Genomic DNA, 16,989 nt, shown 5'->3' with positions numbered 1-16,989 from the left:
GTATAATACAATTTATATTATCATATTGATCTTGGAGTTTTTTAGATGGGAGGTAAATTCAAATTGGATCGAAAAATTATTAATTTAGCTGTTGGAAAACCAAAGGAATATAATTGGAACAATAAAATAGAGCTTTCTGGAATAGGAAAATCGGCAATACAAGCCTTTGAGGTGAAAAAACCTGGCATTGTTGGTGATGATGTTGCAAATCACCAATTTCACGGGGGACCAGACCGTGCAGTATGTTTGTATCCATTTGAGCATTACTCTTATTGGGAAGAGGTATTTCAAAAAAAGCTTATTCTACCTGCTTTTGGAGAAAATATTACGGCAACAGGGATGACGGAAGGACGGGTTTGTATTGGTGACATTTATAAAATAGGAGGTACTATTCTTCAAATAACACAAGGAAGGGTACCTTGTGTAACTATCTCCAATTATAACGAAGAAAAACAACTCTTAAAGAAAGTGGTTGAAACGACTCTAACGGGCTACTTTTTTCGAGTATTGGAAGAAGGTACCATTAAGTTCGATTCGGAAATAAATCTTGTGGAAAAACACTCAAAAGAAATATCCATTTCTTTTGCTACACAAATTCTTTTCCATCAAAAACAAGATAAAGCATCGATTGAAAAAATATTAACAGTCGATGCTCTTGCAGAGGACTGGAGAAATAGATTTTTAAAATTGCTATGATTCTCTATTCGAAAAAGGTGGAAAACGCTAAAACCTAGCTAAAAAAGCTAGGTTTTTTATTTTATTTATTTGTCAACAGCCCCAAAAGAGGGTCTTTTTCTTGGTTGATTTCTCTTATTTCCAAATTAATAGCACATAAATGAAGCACCAATAATGATAAGAAGAATGAACAATACTACGATTAACGCGAAACCACTCCCGTTTACACCGCTCATTTTATAACACCTCCAGCATTAATAAGTCATAGATGCTCCGACAATAATTAAAAGGATGAACAATACTACGATTAAAACAAAAGAACTGCCTCCGTAAAGGCCGCCTCCGTAGCAATTACCGCCCCAGCCGTAACCATAGAACATATTACTCACCACCTTTTGGAACAACCAAATGTGTACTATTTTAGTTAAGATGCGGTTAGCTTGGATTAGTATCAGTAAATAAAATTAAATAAGCAATTTGCCTATAAAAATAAGACACGTCAGCATTATACGCAAAAGCTCTTTAGGATGTTACAAGGAAATGACAAAGATGCTGGTGGCGACTGTTAGTAATCACATACATTCAAAAATCTATTAAAATGGAATAAAAAATAGGAATGGTGTGATACCTCCATTCCCATTTCACAATAGCTTATAAAAAACACCAGCGACTCAACCGTGCTGATGCTTATTTGACATTTTATTAAAGTAATTTTCCTAAATAATACGGCATTTGGCGTCGCCACCAAATCCAATCATGCGAAACATCTTCGCCCCACTCATCAAACAACGCTGGAATTTGTTTTTCTTCAAAGGCTTCTTTTAATGTAAAGTATGAAGGCAGCCCATCCTGTTCCCAATCACCCAGACCGGTACAAATAATGATATCTGCTGAACGATATCGATCAATAAACCAGCCGTCATTTTGATTCCATATGAAATCACTCGGTGAATTTTCATAAACAAGCGGATCATTTCCATAATCTCCAAAAAAGTAACGCGCATCGTAAATACCGCTAAGTGCAACGGTTGTTTGGAAGACATCCGGATGTCTCAGGAAAAAGTTCAACGCATGATATGCCCCCATACTACACCCCGTTGTCATCATTGGATCAAACCAACCTGTTTTATGCTTAATAAAAGGAATAGCTTCTGAAATCACATAACGGTCATATGCCGCGTGAGCTAATGCACGGTCATGCGCCGGTTTTGAGTCGTGCAGCCAGCTTTCGCTATCTATACTTGCCAATGTAAAAAACTGAACTTTTCCGGATTCAATATATTCATGACACGCATCAATCATTCCAAAATCATAGTATTCAGTATGCGTCCCTCCAGATGAAGGAAATACTACGATTGGCATGCCACTGTGTCCATATCTGTGCAACAGCATTTCACGTCCTAATTCGCCACTCCAATGATTTAACTGTTCTTTATGCATAAAAAATCTCCTATCCCTATACGTTTACAATGCTGCAATTTTTTCGTTCATGAACAAAACGGATAATCTCATCCACTTCTTCTTGCGAATTCGCATTAATCGCATAAAATTGATTTCCTTGGAGTTCCGCAAACGCTTCTGGCATGCGCTGTTCAAACTTCACACGGTCGCCAAATCGTTCAGTAATAGCATTCGTATCATGTTTATACTCATACGCATCACGCTGTGTTATCCCGACACAAAACTGGTTTTCGGCATCGGGCTCCTTAAATTCTCCTCCTGTCACAAGAGAAGTATACTGAGCAAATAAATCAATGGAGTACGCGAAATTGTACATATCAACCGTGTAGCCGCCAGCCAAGCGGTTATTATATTCTAGTGCAACATAATCCCCATCTTCTAATTTAAAAAACTCAATATGGAAAAAGCGTTCTTTCATGCCAAAAGCTTTCACAATCGCCTTTCCATAAGTTTCGAGCTTTGGATCAATTTCTTTTTGAATCACATAAGCTAAATCCAACTGACCCTTAACGAGTTCCAGAGTTGGCACATTATATGTAAAACTTGTTTGGAAAACAATGTTCCCTTTCTGATCTACTAAACCATCAAATGTACAAAGCATGCCTCCTTCGACATATGGTTCTAAGAAGTACACTTGTGCTTCTCCCCATTCTTCTTCAAAACGACGTACATCCTCTTCTGAACTTAATTTAAAGGTTGCAGCTGATCCAACTCCATTATCCGGTTTAGCGATAACGGGCAGTCCTAATTCATCAATGGCTTTAGATAACTCCTTTTTAGTTTTAACTACTCTTCCTTCTACAACAGGCACTCCTGCTTTTTTAAACAGCTTCTTCATTTCAGATTTATACTTAACTTTTTTCAAGTCATTTGTTTTATTGCCGTACACGTTAAATTGCTCACGCAACTGCGCATCAAGTTCTAACCAGTATTCGTTATTGGATTCAATGCGGTCAATTGGACCATGTTTATAAAATAAAAATGCAACAGCACGTTTCACTTCGTCTACATCTTCTAAATTATTCACACGATAATATTCTGTTAAAGCGTTTTGTAATTTGGAACCTAATTGGTCATACGGCTCTTCGCCAATTCCAAAAACATTGACACCTGCTTCTTTTAAACGATAAGCAAATGGCTGAAAATTACTTGGATAATATGGTGATATCAAAATATAATTCATAAAAAAGCTCCTTTCTCATATTCAAAAAAATTCATTATTTTCACAATTAAGGTATAATTATTTCAATTTGAAATCAATCTAAATTTCCAAAAATATTAAAAAAAGTGATAGATTTCTCCCATGATCTAAATCACTCAATATAATTATTCAGTTCATTCATGACCACTTCTCACTTAAGAAACGTAGACATTCTGGAAGGTGTTTTGCCCAAGCTTTTTCATTATGTTCTTCATCCGCAAAAATATTTAAACGAATGCTATCAATTGGAACAGAGCCTTTTAGTAGTTGTTTATAATACTTAAGCGAGCAATCGATATAGGCCTGCTTCATATTACCGTACATCAATTGACGATCAGCATCATCGCCTTCCTGAGTCCCAACTTGAATGTACACGCGTTGTTCAGGATCCAACTCTTGTCTAACAATATAACTGTCAAAGGCACTACTTGTAATCCAATTGGCTAATGAAAAAATGCCTAAACCACCAATTTGATCTTTATATTCAATACCCATAAAAGCGGAAATATTTCCTCCAAGTGAACTGCCAATCATCGCTGTATGATATTTATCCGATTTAGTTCGGTAATGATTATCGATAAACGGCTTCACGACCGTCATGACAAACTCAGCAAACTCCGCGCCTCTTCCGCCTAGTTCAATATCTTCAGGAAGTGGGCTTTCAGTAATTTTCCAAGGCGTATATTCATTAATTCGATCTTGTCCAGCGTTATCTATCCCAACAACAATCATCTTCGGTAAATCGGGGTTTTGTTTAATTGCCGGAATAACCTTCCATGAATATCCGCTATAAGATTCACTGCTGTAGAAAACATTTTGTCCATCATGCATATAGACAACTGGATAATTTTCAGCCACATCTTGATCATAATTTTTCGGCAATAAAACACGCACGCGTCGTATTTCATTTTTATTAGACATATGTAATTGATGTGTTTCTAGTTTTAAATAAAAATAGGATTGATTCATTTTACCTTCCTCGCTCCTTTGATATTATATTAAATATACTGAATAAATCTAATGTTCACAATAAAAAACATAAGAAAAACCGGTCAAACTGTCCGGTCCTTTTTGTTTTAGGCGATATTTTGCACTCTAAGTAAATATAATAAAACCCCATTTCTCAGTATTAAAATTGAGAAATGGGGTTTTATTGATACTATTTTTGTTTTAGTAATTGATCTACAATTAATTGAGACTTTAAGCCTTCTAATCCATCAACAAGGGGTTGCATATCATTTTGAATACAATACATAAAATGCTGTACAGCATCTTCAAAGCCTCGTTGTTTTAAAATTGTTTCCCATGATGAAGAGAATGTGGTAGTTACCGCATTTTCTTCTTCTATTTCCGTTGTATTCATGTTTTTTACACGAATAATTGCTCCATCTGCTACCAGTTCTAGCTGTTCTAAATTCGTCCCTGCTTTTCTATGCATCGCTGTGGTAATGGATTTACTTTGAGAGGATTCATACATATGCTGAGCATATAAAAGTTGATTTTCATCGTTCGTATGAATTTTTCCATACTGTACCTTAAGACCTCCATCCACGAACCATCGCGCTGTATCGACTAAGTGAAGGTAATCATCTAACATTGTGAACTCATAAAAATAAGGTCCTATACTGTCCGTTCTGTGCTTTTCAAAACGTAGCCAAGCTATATTATTCGCTCTTTCCTTTACTTTCACATACATTGGGGCAAAACGGCGATTAAAACCAACCATTAGTTTTCTTCTCATCTTCTCACTTAATTCGACTAATTTTTCTGCTTCTGTGATGGAAGCTGCTAATGGTTTATCAACATATACATCTTTCCCTTTATGAAGTAGTTCCGAAACCACTTCAAAATGAGATTCAGTAGAGCTGTGTACAAACACTGCATCACACTCTTGAGCCAATGCTGGTAAACTACCAAAATCTTGTATACGATACCGATTGCAGATTACCTTTCTTTTCTCTCTATTGGGAGAAAATGCACCTACAAATGTCCAATCTGTTTCTTTTGAAAGAATAGGCAAATATGCTTTCTGAGCGATACCACCCAGTCCTACCATACCAATTCTAGGTTTCAACAAATAAATCATCCTTTATCCTATATAGATTTTGGTTCCATGGACTATTTTACAACTACTTTCTAAATTATCCTAAATATTATGCACCCGGCACAAAAGACAAAAATGGTACAATATCAGCCTTACCTCGATTTTTGATTAGAGCCCCTTTAAGTGTCAATTCTTCATAATCTCCGAATTAATACCATACTCCATTAATAAACAGAATGAGTTCAAGCCCCCATCAATATATATTCATCGAGAACAAAAACTGAATTTTAACAGAAAGAATACCAATTTATGTGAATTGGAGGAAAAATGAATGTTCAAACCTAATCCCTCAAATACAGCAATTGTCATAACGGACCCACAAAATGACTTTCTGTCACCCGGAGGTAAAGGATACCATCTAACAAAAAAAATTATTGAACAATATAACACACTAGGTAACCTTGAAATTCTAATAAGAACAGCTATGAGTAGAGGATACCAACTTTTTATCTCCCCTCATTATATATATCCCCATGATTATAATTGGCAATTTACTGGAGCTGAACAAGAAATGTTATTAAAGCTTCGAATCTATCAAAAACAAAATGACTACACTTCTGTTGGAGCCGATTGGGTTCCTTCACTAAAACCATACATTTTATCTAACCAAACTGTCATTGCAACCGCCCATAAAATTGCCAGTCCGCAGACAAATGATCTTGTTTACCAATTACGTCAGCATAGGAAAGAAAAGGTAATTTTGGCAGGTGTCTTATCAAACATTTGTGTAGAATCCCATATGAGAGACTTAATCGAGTATGGATTCCAAACAGCTGTTGTTTATGATGCCACTGCCACCATAAGTGAGAAGGATTTTCAAGCAGCTGTTACAAATTATCATGCATTCAGCAGTGCTACATGGTCAACTCAACAGGCGATCTCACTATTATAAAATTAAAATACTGTCCCCTGAGTTAAGTTTAAAAGGGTTGCTTGCGAAAGCAACTCTTTTTACCTCCAAAGCTCTTCCACTAAGTCCCTTTGTAAAACAAAAAAAAGCTGCCAAAATGACAGCTTAAACTCGAACTCTTGCATCCGTTAATTTATGGGAGTGGCTGACCAAAGATTTGGCTAATCCCATAATGGTGTACTTACCCTAACTGGCGTTTAAATTGTTTACTGGCGAAGAAGTAAGCGATGACCATAATGCCGACGCACCAGGCAAGCGCGATCCATATATCGTTTCCAACAGACCCTTCATACAAGAGGGCACGAATTGCATTTACGATTGAAGTCACGGGCTGGTTTTCAGCGAACGCACGGACAATTTTAGGCATGGTTTCCGTGGGGACAAAGGCCGAACTTATAAACGGAAGAAAAATCAGCGGGTACGAGTAAGCTGTCGCCCCTTCCATAGACCCCGCTCTCAATCCGGGAATGACCGCCAGCCATGTCAGAGCCAGTGTAAACAGCCCGAGTATCCCAGCTACCGCGAGCCAATCCAGGATACCTGCGCTGGAACGGAAACCCATCAAGAGCGCGACGAGGATCACCACCACGACAGTAAGCGCATTGGAAACAAGCGAAGTCAACACGTGAGCCCACAAAACCGATGAGCGCTTGATGGGCATGGTAATGAAACGAGCCATCAGCCCGCTCTTTACATCCGTAAACAGCCGCAAGGAAGTATAAGCGACTCCGGATGCGATAGCCATCAGCAAGATTCCCGGCAATAAATAATTGACGTAGTTGTCTGTGCCTGTTTCTATAGCGCCGCCAAATACGTAGACAAACAGCAGCATCATCATAATCGGCGTAATCGCCACCGTGATAATCGTATCAGGGCTTCGCATGATGTTGCGCATTAAACGTCCTAGTAATACCCCTGTTTTGCTTTTCATTTACATCTCCTCCTTTTTACCAATGATCGCGAGGAAAATTTCCTCTAATGTAGGCTGCTTCTCGATGTACTCCACTTTCGCTGGCGGGAACATCTCTTTGAGTTCGGTGAGGGTACCGGTTGTGATAATTTTTCCGCCATGCAGGATGGCAATACGGTCCGCCAGCTGTTCGGCTTCCTCCAGGTACTGGGTCGTCAGCAAGATGGTCGTACCGCCGTCAGCAAGCTCCTTGACGGTATTCCAGACTTCAATCCGTGCTTCGGGATCTAGCCCAGTCGTCGGTTCGTCGAGAAAAATGACTGCTGGCGTCCCGATTAGGCTCATGGCGAGGTCAAGCCGGCGCTTCATTCCGCCGGAATATTTGTCCGCTCGGCGGTTGGCCGCATCGGTCAGGCTGAATCTTGCAAGCAGATTATCGGCGACTTGAGCGGGATTGGCAATTCCCCGCAACTTGGCGATCATCATCAGGTTTTCCCTCCCAGTGAGCATTCCGTCTAAAGCTGCGAACTGCCCTGTCAAGCTGATTCTCTGTCGAACATGATTTGGTTGACGCTGGATGTCAAAACCGCAAATACCTACTTCGCCGCCATCAGGCTTCATCAGAGTTGAGAGGATGTTGACCGTCGTCGTCTTGCCCGCTCCGTTTGAGCCCAGCAGTGCGAAAATTTCGCCATGCTGCACCTCAAAATCCACCCCCTTTAAGACTTCCTTATCTTTAAAGGATTTTTTTAACCCTTTTACAGAAATCGCTGCATTGCTCATACTTTTTCCTCCTTATAAAAAGTGTAGATAGGCGCTAAATTGTTTATAATCCCCTACTCAGTCTCACTGATAATCTGTATTACTGACTACCGGATTAAAAATAAAACTGAATAGTGATGGTGACTCATTAACATTTGTAGCCAGCTATTCAGTCGTATTTATCTATTGAATTCACTTATTTCCCAATCGCTTCATGATACTCTGCTTCAAATCTTCACGATAACATAGGCTTTAGCGTTTGCCACTAGTTCGTCGGAAAAGGAAGCCAAGTCGTCCCCAATCACGGTTTTCGTCGTTAGTATCGATGGTAGGCGAAAATCCACTAGGATTACGCCGTTAGCCACGACCAATCGTATCGTTCAACTTCTTGCGATATTTATCCCTCCAAGTTTTCTCGTCTTTCACTAGCTCATCGCAGAAAGCGGCCACGTCCTCGCCCGTGAGGTCAGTAACTTTCTTGCCTTCCGCTGCACCTTCCTCGAAGAGGTCGAGAATGCCGTAAAAGATACGGCTGCTGTCCTTCCAGTCGATGGGACCACCACCAGCAGTCCACATATATTTTTGGATAGCTTTGTAAGCGTTGCGGTACTCACTTGGAAGTGCCTTCGCACGAGCCTCCATCCCCTTCCACTCACGCTTGTCATCCAGACTTCCGATAATTTTTTCAAAAATACTCATATTATTTCTCCTTTTAATTTTATTTTAGTTTTAAGTTCGTTTATTTTACTTGAGACAAAATCCCATTTTTTCCAAAAAACTTCAAGTTGCTCATGACCTGCTGCGTTGAGTGTGTAAAATTTTCTCGGCGGTCCCATAGTGGATGGCTTTTTCTCGATGTCCACCAGATTGTTTTTCTCAAGCCGCATGGTAATCGTATAAACTGTGCCTTCAACCACATCAGTGAAACCAAGTTCTCGCAGCTGTTGCGTGATTTCATAGCCGTAAGTTTCGCCACGGCTGATGATTTCAAGCACACACCCCTCAAGCACCCCTTTCAGCATTTCTGTAATATTTTCCAATTTTTTACCTCCATTTATATTTTGCTTTTATTTTTTTTAGTACTTTGTAACACAGGTATTTTGTGTCACTGATATTCTGTATTACTGACTACTAGTATATAGTATTACTAAATAGATTAATTTGTCAATAAAACTTTTCGTCAAAAAAGCCCGTTTTTACCTCTTCACAAAAAAAGCAGGCGACAATTTAGTTACAAACGCAGTGAGTCATTTAATTTGATATGTTAGTTATTTTAGGGATAGGGTTATGGCTTTTGAATAAGTCTGTGAACAAATTCACTAAAACTAAACTGCCAGTTAGCTTATCAACAGAAAAAAACTGTTTCTCCGCAGCGATCCCCGCCTTTAATTTTTCTATTACCGGAACTCATATCCTTTTTATAATGTTACCGTTTATTATGTAACCTACAGCTGTATTGCATAACCCTACACTAAAAGAAACAGACGTTTCTAATTATTGTAGAAACACGCCTGTTTCACAGAAATTTCTTTTAATTATTATTTGGTCGGTTTTATCAACAAATCTTAATATGGGTATTGGTAGTGATGGTGGTGGTGATATGGGTAGTAATGGTGCTGGTGGTACGGGTAGTAGTGATGGTGGTGATATGGGTAGTAGTGATGGTACTGTGGATAGCCAAAACCAAGACCTGGAGCTCCAAAACCAATTCCTGGTGCAAGACCAAATCCTGAACCTGGTCCACCTACACCAATCCTTGCATATGTTGTATTTGGGACATTAATATTAGGAATCATTACATTCATCCTCCTCATTGTATTTTACAGTAGAGTTTATGTGTATTTGCGTAAAAGTTCTTGGGTATTTGTCTTGTCTCGAACGGCTTTCAGAAAATTATGTTGTTAAAAAGAAAAAATCTTCCCCTACTATCAAAGGGAAAGACGATGATTATTATTTTTTTATATAATGAAGCATCGCAAGCTGACCTAATTTTTCAACTTTGGTTAACGTGTATTTTTGGGAAATATTATCTCCGTTATAAAGGGAAATTCCTTTCCCTAATATAATCGGTGCAATGGCTAGTTGGATTTCATCAATTAAATTTCCCTTGAAAAATTCACGAGCTAAATTTCCTCCACCAATTAACCATATATCCTTACCAGGCTTTTGTTTTAAATTTTGAATGAAAGTTTTGACATCTTCATCAATAAATGAAACATATTCATCGGATTCACTAATTGATTTAGAAAACACATAATTTTTATAATTGCTATAAGGATAATCGATATCAAATCCACGTACGACATCATAAGTTCCTTTCCCCATAACAACCGTGTCAATTCTTTCTAGGAGTGAATTGTAGCCAGAATCTCCGTCTAATTCAGTGGATTCTAACCACTCTAATGTACCATCCTCATTTGCAATATAGCCGTCAATGGAAGTGCCAATATATAAAATAATGTTACGCTGTTTTTTCATGTACATCTCCAATCCTTTGTTTCAGTTAAAACAATTAATGTATATATAATTTTCCTGTACTTAAGTTCTAATAAGCATCTATATAGTATAATTGATAATATCAAAATGCAATCGAAATCGGGGGATTATTATGCCATTATCAAATATTAAATTATCCACATGGAAGCCATTTTCAGCATCACCGCCACCACCGTTTGCTCCAGCTGTTGAACCAGCACTAAATATGCTTATATTAAAAACAGATTAAGAATCTGCGAAAATATAAGCTGTTTCGCAGATTCGAAGGAGTAGACGATGAAATCTAACATTCAGTTTATATTATCAATGATCATTTTCGGTACAATTGGTTTAGTTGTAAGATACATTGATTTATCTTCGAGTGAAACAGCCTTACTAAGTAGTTCAATCGGATGTCTATTTTTAATGTTCGTATTTTTTGTGATGAGAAAATCCATTCCGTGGAAATTAGTGAAAGCTAATGCTTCTGTTTTATTACTTTCTGGGATTGCATTAGGCGGGAATTGGATTTTCCTGTATCAATCATACGATTATACAACAGTCACTAACGCAACATTAGCCTATTACTTTGCACCTGTGTTTGTTATGATTCTCTCACCTATTATTCTTAAAGAACACTTACCTATCAAAAAGATTGTTTGTATTGGTTTTGCGATAATAGGTATGTTATTGATTGTTGGAAATGGAATAAGTGCATCTGAAAAAGATGATCTACTTGGAATTTTTTTGGGGTTAGTTGCAGCTGCATTTTATGCTGCTTTAATGTTATTGAATAAATTTATTCAAAACTTAGCCAAGTTAGAGATTACGATCATCCAACTTGGTACAACAGCTTTACTTCTCTTACCCTATGTGCTTTTTACTGAAGGATTCAGTATCTTGGAAGTATCAAAATCATCCATTCCCTTCATCATACTTTTAGGGATTATAAACACTGGACTTGGATTTTGGTTATTTTTCTCGGGTATGCAAAAGTTAAAGGGACAGAGTATTGCTATGCTAAGCTATGTAGATCCATTAGTAGCTATACTAATTTCAGGAGTAATCTTACAAGAACAAATGACTATGATTCAAATGTTTGGCGGGGCATTGCTTTTAGGTTCCACTTTTGTAAGCGAAAATCAATCAGTGAGATTATTAAAACCATTATTGAGAAAAACAGCTAAATAAAGGAATGAACAGTGGGAAGCATTCGATTTCCCACTGTTTTGTATTTAAACAGACTGGTTGTTTAATCTTTCAATTTCTTCTTGAATTTTTACTGGGTCTACTCGTTCGAACAACGGTTCAACATTTGACAAATGCTGTGACTTAACCAAAAACGCTCTCCATTCCGTTTCTGTTGTGTTTATCATTTCCTTGACTTTTCTGCTTGAAAAAGGAAGAAATGGCGAAAGGATATGAGCTAAATTTGCAATTAGATAAACACAGTTCGCCAGTGTTTGTTTGCAAGACTCGGCATCATCCTTTATTTGTTTCCAAGGTTGTTGTTCATCAAAGTATTTGTTTGAAAATCTAACAAGTTCAAATACTTTTTCCAATCCTAGTTTAAAGGCAGCAGTTTCAATGCAATGCCCTACATCATTGTATAAGCTTTTAACCTTTTCTTGAATATTCGAAGTTATGTCCTTTTCAGGAATAACACCAGCAAATGACTTTTCAATAAATTTTAATGTCCTATTAACGAAGTTTCCATAAGCCCCTAATAACTCGCTATTATGGCTGTATATAAACTCTTTCCAAGAAAAATCAGCATCTCGATTCTCTGGTGCGTTAATTGTTAAGAAATACCGTATGGAATCTGGTTCGTACCTTTCTAAAATATCTGGAACCCAAACAGCCCAATTTTTACTTGTAGATAATTTTTTCTTTTCCAAAGTTAAATATTCGTTTGAAACGATATGCGTTGGTAATGGTTTTTTTCCAAGGCCAGCAAGAATTCCAGCCCAGATAATTGAATGGAAAGGGATATTGTCTTTCCCATGAACATAATAAGATTGAGCGGAGAAATCCCAAAATGTTGAATCATCTCTTTCTGTTTCCTTAGCCCACAGTTTGCTTGCAGTGTAGTATCCTGATACAGCCTCAATCCAAACATAGATCTTCTTATCTTCATATCCAGCAACTGGCACACTAACCCCAATAGGCAAATCCCTTGAAACGGCTCTATCTTGCAATCCTTCCTTTAAGTAGCGTTTCGTAAGAGAAATGGCATTTTCCCTCCATAGATTATTGTCATCTGCTTCTTGAGTATAGTTTTCCAGAACATTTTGGAAAGAGCTTAAAGAAAAGTAAAAATGCTCGGTGAATCTTGTAGTAGGTTCGTGTCCGCAAATTTTGCATTTTCTTTCAAGTAACTCAAGTGGTTCTAAAATTGTTGAACAATTGTCACATTGATCGCCACGCGAAGGCTCGTTACAAATAGGACAAATTCCTTCAACATAACGATCAGGTAAAAACTGTTGACAATGTTCACAATAGGTTTGTTCGATTTCTTTTTTGTAAATCAGCCCCTTTTCAAGTAACTTTAAAAATATCTCTTGAACGATTTTATGGTGATGTTCAGTGTCAGTTCTTGTATAAGTATCGTATGAGAATCCTAATCTTGAAAAACAATCTTCAAATTCTTTGTGATAACGGTCTGCAACCACTTTTGGAGAAACACCTTCTTGTTTTGCTCTGACTGTAATCGGTGTTCCATTACAATCGCTTCCTGATACATACAAAACTTTTTCACCCTTTAAACGGTAATATCTCGCGAGAATGTCGCCAGGTAACAAACTTGAAATATGACCTAAATGTAATGAGCCGTTCGCATAAGCCCAAGCCCCACCAATAAAAATACTCATTGATTAAAACCTCCTAATAAAAATATCATTATAAAAACAAAAAAACCTCGCCTTAACTGTAATAGTTAAGGGCGAGGTTTGAATTTCCACGCGGTACCACCTTAATTTGCAAATAGTTCACACCATTTGCCTCAACAAGTACGGAGTATTAAAAGCTACTCTTATACTGTGACATTGATAACGAGTGCCAAATCCCGTCGTAACCTACTAATACTAAAGTACGTTCAGCCCGAAGCTCAGAGACCATTGTTCAAATGAATGTTTTTGCTTCTTTTCAGCTACCGAAGCTCTCTGGTGAAAAACAGTAACATTTTACTTTTTCTCTTCATTGCCTTTATTAAATAATTTAACAATAGTTTATTCAAAAATTTCCCAAGAGTCAATATGAAATAAATTTTTATATTTAGGCTGTGTTAAACTTGGCTGTTGATTTGCGCTCCAGGCGCGAGCGGTTCGCGGGCGGTCCGGGGAGCCTTCTTGTCACTAAGTGTTCAAATCTTTTTGACTTGTTTGTGAACTGTTTCATGTAGAGCTCCAATTTCAAAATCAACGAATTTATAATAGCCATGTAACCAAGTTGATTAAATGTTTATTTCTAATGATACTTATTCAATCATTCACACCAAAAAAGAGAAAGTTATTATCTGGAAAACTAACAAAAATGGAAAGAGGGAAAAAAATGTTTTGTTATCAATGTGAGCAAACTCCAACCGGTGGCTGCAATGTAATTGGTGTTTGTGGAAAAGATGAAACGATTGCAAGTTTACAAGATACAATTATTTTTGGATTAAAGGGTATTGCTGCCTATCGTACCCACGCAAACCAGCTGGGATTCATAGATCATTTCGTAGATTCAACTACACATGAAGCCCTTTATTTGACACTAACAAATTCAAACTTTAACTTACAAGAGCATATCGATATGGCGATGAAAGTTGGTCAATCGGCAGTGCGTGTTATGGAGTTACTAGATGAAGCACACACGAGTAGACTTGGAATTCCTCAACCGATTCGAGTGAGCCAAAATAAAATTGAGGGTAAATGTATTGTTGTAACTGGTCACAATCTTTTTGCTTTAGAAGAATTATTAAAGCAGACGGAAGGAAAAGGTATCAATATCTATACCCATTCTGAAATGCTTCCAGCTCATGGTTATCCGGTATTGAAAAAATATTCGCATTTAAAAGGAAATATCGGGAAAGCTTGGTACGATCAACGCCGCCTTTTTGAAAAATTCCCTGGAGCCATTTTAGCGACTACCAACTGTGTAATGCCCATAAAAGGTACTTATGCAGATCGCATGTTTAGTTATGAAGTAGCCGGTTTAGAAAATGTCCAAAAAATTGTTAATGATGATTTTTCACCATTAATCGAAAGAGCATTGGAACTACCTGAAGCCAATATCGATTCAGATGAAACACTATTAACCGGATTCCATCATGAAACAGTTTTAGGTTTAGCACCAGAGGTCATTGCAGCTGTTAAAGAAGGAAAAATTAAAAGATTTTTCGTTATTGCTGGTTGCGATGCACCTGGTAAAGGAGGAGAATACTACCGTGAACTTGCAACATCCCTACCTCCTGAGACAGTGATCCTTACAACATCGTGCGGAAAATTCCGTTTTAATGATGTTGATTATGGGACTGTACCTGGTACAGATATTCCACGGTATATTGATTTAGGTCAATGTAATAATTCTGTTTCAACCATTAAAATTGCTAAAGGGCTTGCAGAGGCTTTTGAATGTGAAATTAATGAACTTCCTGTCAGCATCGTGCTTTCTTGGTTTGAACAAAAAGCAGTTGCCATTCTTTTAGGGTTGTTCAGTCTTGGAATTAAAGATGTCAGAATCGGACCAAAACCACCTGAATTCATTTCTGAAGGTGTAATGAACGTCCTCCAAGACACATTTAATTTAAAATTAATCGGTACAGCCCAAAAAGATATACAGGAAATGCTTCAACTTTCAAAATCTTAACCACAAAACATGGTTAAAACGGAAAAAAGTTAGGGGCTGAGCCCAACCACATTAGCAGTAAAGGTTTAGGCGAATAAGAAAACCCGAAAGCGAGAATTAGGTTTTTCAATATTTATATGTTACACTTTGTTTACCATTTGATTTACCGTTTCCCCACCCTTTCTATGGTGGGGTTCTTTATTTTTTGGCTGTGTTAAAGGTAAATGTTGATAATTGAAACCTCCCTGATTCCCTTATTTGATTAAGAACGAATGGATTACATTTGTTGATTGTATGTTCAAAGGCTATTCCCTATGAAAATCGGCTGAAGTCGTTGGGGTTACTTGGGTTATGCTTTTTTATTGGAGACACAAATTCTTGAACGCTCTTAAACAAATCGATTTTGTACAATATTAAGTTTTTCTATTATCATTATTTGTCTTTGAAATGACAGATACTTACGATAGTTTACGCTTATCAAAATTCGCTGTATAGTGCTTATTTAACTTTCGTGGCAGGAATTTGCAATAATTTTGTTGAATAATTCTGTGAAGAGCACATGACCTCAAGGAGGTATGAAATATGAAGATCAATAGAATAGATCATGTGAGTATAAATGTAAATGATCTTTCAGAGGCTAAAGCGTTTTTTCTTGATTTAGGACTTGAAGTGCAAGCGGAATGGGAATTGGATGGAGAACAGTTGGACAGAATAGTTGGGCTTAATGATGTTAAAACGGCATGTGTAGGTTTGGGGATGCCAGATGGTCAGGCATGGATAGAACTAGTCAAATTTTATTCGCCTTCAGATGAAAAAGATATTCAGCAACCCTTTGCAAATACACTGGGTATCCGACATATTTGCTTTGCTGTTGAAAATATAGAGGCTATTGTTGCAAAACTGAAAAAGAAGGACACGGAAATCTTTAGTGAGATACAGCAATATGAAGAAAGTTATAAGTTATGCTACGTTCGTGGTCCAGAGGGAATTATTTTAGAGTTGGCGGAGAAAATCAAATAAACAGACGATATGCTGACATATATACAGAAACACTTTCGCTTATCTAAACACACTGATATTTCAGACTGGACGGTTGTCTTTATTAGGGAAATTTAACAGAGCCGATTTTTTAAGCACCAAAAAACAGACTCCAAAGTGGAATCTGTTTTTTGTTTTTGAATTAAGCTTTACGAACGTTTGCCGCTTGAGGTCCACGGTTACCTTGCTCAACGTCAAAAGTAACGGATTGACCTTCTTCAAGAGTTTTGAAGCCTTCTCCTTGGATAGCTGAGAAGTGAACGAAAACATCCTCTCCGCCTTCACGCTCGATGAATCCGAAGCCTTTTTCGCTGTTAAACCATTTTACTTTACCATTTTCCATTTTTCATTTGCCTCCTAGTGTGTTAAACACACAAAATATTACTATCCTTGCTCTTAGTGATCATCTAGAAGAAAAACACCGAACAAAAATATTTATTAAAGAATATCACTAATTAAAAGCGTTTTCAAGTTTAGCTTACTTTACTATCTTACTTAACATTTTCGAGCAGGTATGAAATAATATCTTGATTCGTATTTTGTAGAGAACTTGGGATTTCATTGCGATTTGAATTTAAACTAAAATAAAAAGTATCAACTTTATTCTGATATAAGCTATATCGTAA

19 protein-coding genes, 2 pseudogenes and 1 other annotated feature are annotated in these 16,989 nt (G+C 37.3%); of the genes and pseudogenes, 6 read left to right on the top strand and 15 right to left on the bottom strand.

All coding sequences use genetic code 11. From position 1 onward, the window contains the following. Nucleotides 1–63: 63 nt before the first annotated feature. Entirely contained in the window at nucleotides 64–696 is a 633-nt protein-coding gene (locus V7161_RS24565) for an MOSC domain-containing protein (protein ID WP_335715440.1), read from the top strand. A gap of 125 nt (nucleotides 697–821) precedes the next feature. Here the strand turns inward: V7161_RS24565 and V7161_RS24560 are convergent, their stop codons facing one another. The 6 genes from V7161_RS24560 to V7161_RS24535 form a co-directional block, all read right to left on the bottom strand. Then, nucleotides 822–911, bottom strand: coding sequence for a YjcZ family sporulation protein (locus V7161_RS24560; RefSeq protein WP_335715439.1), 90 nt, complete (start codon nucleotides 909–911; stop codon nucleotides 822–824). Between the two features lie 18 nt (nucleotides 912–929). After that, complete coding sequence (locus V7161_RS24555; protein ID WP_289983342.1) at nucleotides 930–1,055, bottom strand: YjcZ family sporulation protein; 126 nt, start codon at nucleotides 1,053–1,055, stop codon at nucleotides 930–932. 322 nt (nucleotides 1,056–1,377) lie between these two features. After that, nucleotides 1,378–2,115 carry an esterase family protein gene (locus V7161_RS24550; RefSeq protein WP_335715438.1) on the bottom strand — a complete coding sequence of 246 codons (738 nt, stop codon included), beginning with the start codon at nucleotides 2,113–2,115 and terminating at the stop codon, nucleotides 1,378–1,380. A 16-nt stretch (nucleotides 2,116–2,131) separates the two neighbouring features. Continuing rightward, nucleotides 2,132–3,319, bottom strand: a complete 1,188-nt coding sequence (locus V7161_RS24545; RefSeq protein WP_335715437.1) for an ATP-grasp domain-containing protein — start codon at nucleotides 3,317–3,319, stop codon at nucleotides 2,132–2,134. Between the two features lie 156 nt (nucleotides 3,320–3,475). Next, entirely contained in the window at nucleotides 3,476–4,306 is an 831-nt protein-coding gene (locus V7161_RS24540; protein WP_335715436.1) for an alpha/beta hydrolase, read from the bottom strand. Nucleotides 4,307–4,496: 190 nt separating this feature from the next. Next, nucleotides 4,497–5,414: a Gfo/Idh/MocA family protein gene (locus V7161_RS24535; protein ID WP_335715435.1), complete on the bottom strand. Its 918-nt coding sequence runs from the start codon at nucleotides 5,412–5,414 to the stop codon at nucleotides 4,497–4,499. A gap of 298 nt (nucleotides 5,415–5,712) precedes the next feature. Here V7161_RS24535 and V7161_RS24530 point away from each other — a divergent pair, with 298 nt between their 5' ends. After that, on the top strand, nucleotides 5,713–6,333 hold the full coding sequence (locus tag V7161_RS24530) for an isochorismatase family cysteine hydrolase (protein WP_335715434.1): 621 nt from the start codon (nucleotides 5,713–5,715) through the stop codon (nucleotides 6,331–6,333). A gap of 199 nt (nucleotides 6,334–6,532) precedes the next feature. Here V7161_RS24530 and V7161_RS24525 read toward each other — a convergent pair whose 3' ends face one another. From V7161_RS24525 to V7161_RS24495, 7 genes and pseudogenes are all read right to left on the bottom strand, one after another. Further along, on the bottom strand, nucleotides 6,533–7,282 hold the full coding sequence (locus V7161_RS24525; protein WP_335715433.1) for an ABC transporter permease: 750 nt from the start codon (nucleotides 7,280–7,282) through the stop codon (nucleotides 6,533–6,535). Beyond that, nucleotides 7,283–8,044 carry an ABC transporter ATP-binding protein gene (locus tag V7161_RS24520; protein ID WP_335715432.1) on the bottom strand — a complete coding sequence of 254 codons (762 nt, stop codon included), beginning with the start codon at nucleotides 8,042–8,044 and terminating at the stop codon, nucleotides 7,283–7,285. It lies immediately after the preceding gene. Nucleotides 8,045–8,215: 171 nt separating this feature from the next. Beyond that, nucleotides 8,216–8,328: pseudogene (locus V7161_RS24515) on the bottom strand (DUF1048 domain-containing protein); the annotation flags it as partial. 52 nt (nucleotides 8,329–8,380) lie between these two features. Next, nucleotides 8,381–8,722, bottom strand: coding sequence for a DUF1048 domain-containing protein (locus tag V7161_RS24510; RefSeq protein ID WP_335715431.1), 342 nt, complete (start codon nucleotides 8,720–8,722; stop codon nucleotides 8,381–8,383). Then, complete coding sequence (locus tag V7161_RS24505) at nucleotides 8,719–9,063, bottom strand: PadR family transcriptional regulator (protein WP_335715430.1); 345 nt, start codon at nucleotides 9,061–9,063, stop codon at nucleotides 8,719–8,721. Before V7161_RS24505 ends, V7161_RS24510 begins: the two co-directional genes overlap by 4 nt. A 525-nt stretch (nucleotides 9,064–9,588) precedes the next feature. Continuing rightward, nucleotides 9,589–9,819: a hypothetical protein gene (locus V7161_RS24500; protein ID WP_335715429.1), complete on the bottom strand. Its 231-nt coding sequence runs from the start codon at nucleotides 9,817–9,819 to the stop codon at nucleotides 9,589–9,591. 154 nt (nucleotides 9,820–9,973) lie between these two features. Next, a complete protein-coding gene (locus V7161_RS24495; RefSeq protein ID WP_335715428.1) occupies nucleotides 9,974–10,501 on the bottom strand; it encodes a dihydrofolate reductase family protein in 528 nt (175 codons plus the stop codon). Nucleotides 10,502–10,795: 294 nt separating this feature from the next. On the opposite strand from V7161_RS24495, the gene V7161_RS24490 reads away from it, so the two are divergent. Further along, nucleotides 10,796–11,689, top strand: coding sequence for a DMT family transporter (locus tag V7161_RS24490; RefSeq protein ID WP_335715427.1), 894 nt, complete (start codon nucleotides 10,796–10,798; stop codon nucleotides 11,687–11,689). A 44-nt stretch (nucleotides 11,690–11,733) separates the two neighbouring features. Here the strand turns inward: V7161_RS24490 and metG are convergent, their stop codons facing one another. Continuing rightward, nucleotides 11,734–13,368: a methionine--tRNA ligase gene (gene metG / locus V7161_RS24485; RefSeq protein ID WP_335715426.1), complete on the bottom strand. Its 1,635-nt coding sequence runs from the start codon at nucleotides 13,366–13,368 to the stop codon at nucleotides 11,734–11,736. A gap of 64 nt (nucleotides 13,369–13,432) precedes the next feature. Further along, nucleotides 13,433–13,706, bottom strand: a binding site (T-box leader). A gap of 341 nt (nucleotides 13,707–14,047) precedes the next feature. On the opposite strand from metG, the gene hcp reads away from it, so the two are divergent. The 3 genes and pseudogenes from hcp to V7161_RS24470 all read left to right on the top strand — a co-directional run bounded on the left by hcp (nucleotide 14,048) and on the right by V7161_RS24470 (nucleotide 16,345). Beyond that, entirely contained in the window at nucleotides 14,048–15,346 is a 1,299-nt protein-coding gene (gene hcp, locus V7161_RS24480) for a hydroxylamine reductase (protein ID WP_335715425.1), read from the top strand. 246 nt (nucleotides 15,347–15,592) lie between these two features. Next, nucleotides 15,593–15,739: pseudogene (locus tag V7161_RS24475) on the top strand (IS1595 family transposase); the annotation flags it as partial. A 168-nt stretch (nucleotides 15,740–15,907) separates the two neighbouring features. Further along, nucleotides 15,908–16,345: a VOC family protein gene (locus V7161_RS24470; protein WP_335715424.1), complete on the top strand. Its 438-nt coding sequence runs from the start codon at nucleotides 15,908–15,910 to the stop codon at nucleotides 16,343–16,345. 160 nt (nucleotides 16,346–16,505) lie between these two features. Here V7161_RS24470 and V7161_RS24465 read toward each other — a convergent pair whose 3' ends face one another. Then, nucleotides 16,506–16,706, bottom strand: coding sequence for a cold-shock protein (locus V7161_RS24465; RefSeq protein WP_223587661.1), 201 nt, complete (start codon nucleotides 16,704–16,706; stop codon nucleotides 16,506–16,508). Between the last annotated feature and the right edge of the window lie 283 nt (nucleotides 16,707–16,989).

Source organism: Neobacillus drentensis, from assembly GCF_036965425.1.
Lineage (GTDB): Bacteria > Bacillota > Bacilli > Bacillales > Cytobacillaceae > Neobacillus > Neobacillus drentensis_F.
The sequence above is the reverse complement of the archived record's forward strand: the minus strand, read 5'-3'. Positions and strand labels throughout refer to the sequence as shown.

Excerpts from the sequence above, each read along its gene's own strand:
- V7161_RS24560 (WP_335715439.1), bottom strand. The coding sequence starts at position 911 with ATGAGCGGTGTAAACGGGAGTGGTTTCGCGTTAATCGTAGTATTGTTC.
- V7161_RS24555 (WP_289983342.1), bottom strand. The coding sequence starts at position 1,055 with ATGTTCTATGGTTACGGCTGGGGCGGTAATTGCTACGGAGGCGGCCTT.
- V7161_RS24550 (WP_335715438.1), bottom strand. The coding sequence starts at position 2,115 with ATGCATAAAGAACAGTTAAATCATTGGAGTGGCGAATTAGGACGTGAA.
- V7161_RS24545 (WP_335715437.1), bottom strand. The coding sequence starts at position 3,319 with ATGAATTATATTTTGATATCACCATATTATCCAAGTAATTTTCAGCCA.
- V7161_RS24540 (WP_335715436.1), bottom strand. The coding sequence starts at position 4,306 with ATGAATCAATCCTATTTTTATTTAAAACTAGAAACACATCAATTACAT.
- V7161_RS24530 (WP_335715434.1), top strand. The coding sequence starts at position 5,713 with ATGTTCAAACCTAATCCCTCAAATACAGCAATTGTCATAACGGACCCA.
- V7161_RS24525 (WP_335715433.1), bottom strand. The coding sequence starts at position 7,282 with ATGAAAAGCAAAACAGGGGTATTACTAGGACGTTTAATGCGCAACATC.
- V7161_RS24520 (WP_335715432.1), bottom strand. The coding sequence starts at position 8,044 with ATGAGCAATGCAGCGATTTCTGTAAAAGGGTTAAAAAAATCCTTTAAA.
- V7161_RS24510 (WP_335715431.1), bottom strand. The coding sequence starts at position 8,722 with ATGAGTATTTTTGAAAAAATTATCGGAAGTCTGGATGACAAGCGTGAG.
- V7161_RS24500 (WP_335715429.1), bottom strand. The coding sequence starts at position 9,819 with ATGATTCCTAATATTAATGTCCCAAATACAACATATGCAAGGATTGGT.
- V7161_RS24495 (WP_335715428.1), bottom strand. The coding sequence starts at position 10,501 with ATGAAAAAACAGCGTAACATTATTTTATATATTGGCACTTCCATTGAC.
- V7161_RS24490 (WP_335715427.1), top strand. The coding sequence starts at position 10,796 with ATGAAATCTAACATTCAGTTTATATTATCAATGATCATTTTCGGTACA.
- metG (WP_335715426.1), bottom strand. The coding sequence starts at position 13,368 with ATGAGTATTTTTATTGGTGGGGCTTGGGCTTATGCGAACGGCTCATTA.
- hcp (WP_335715425.1), top strand. The coding sequence starts at position 14,048 with ATGTTTTGTTATCAATGTGAGCAAACTCCAACCGGTGGCTGCAATGTA.
- V7161_RS24470 (WP_335715424.1), top strand. The coding sequence starts at position 15,908 with ATGAAGATCAATAGAATAGATCATGTGAGTATAAATGTAAATGATCTT.
- V7161_RS24465 (WP_223587661.1), bottom strand. The coding sequence starts at position 16,706 with ATGGAAAATGGTAAAGTAAAATGGTTTAACAGCGAAAAAGGCTTCGGA.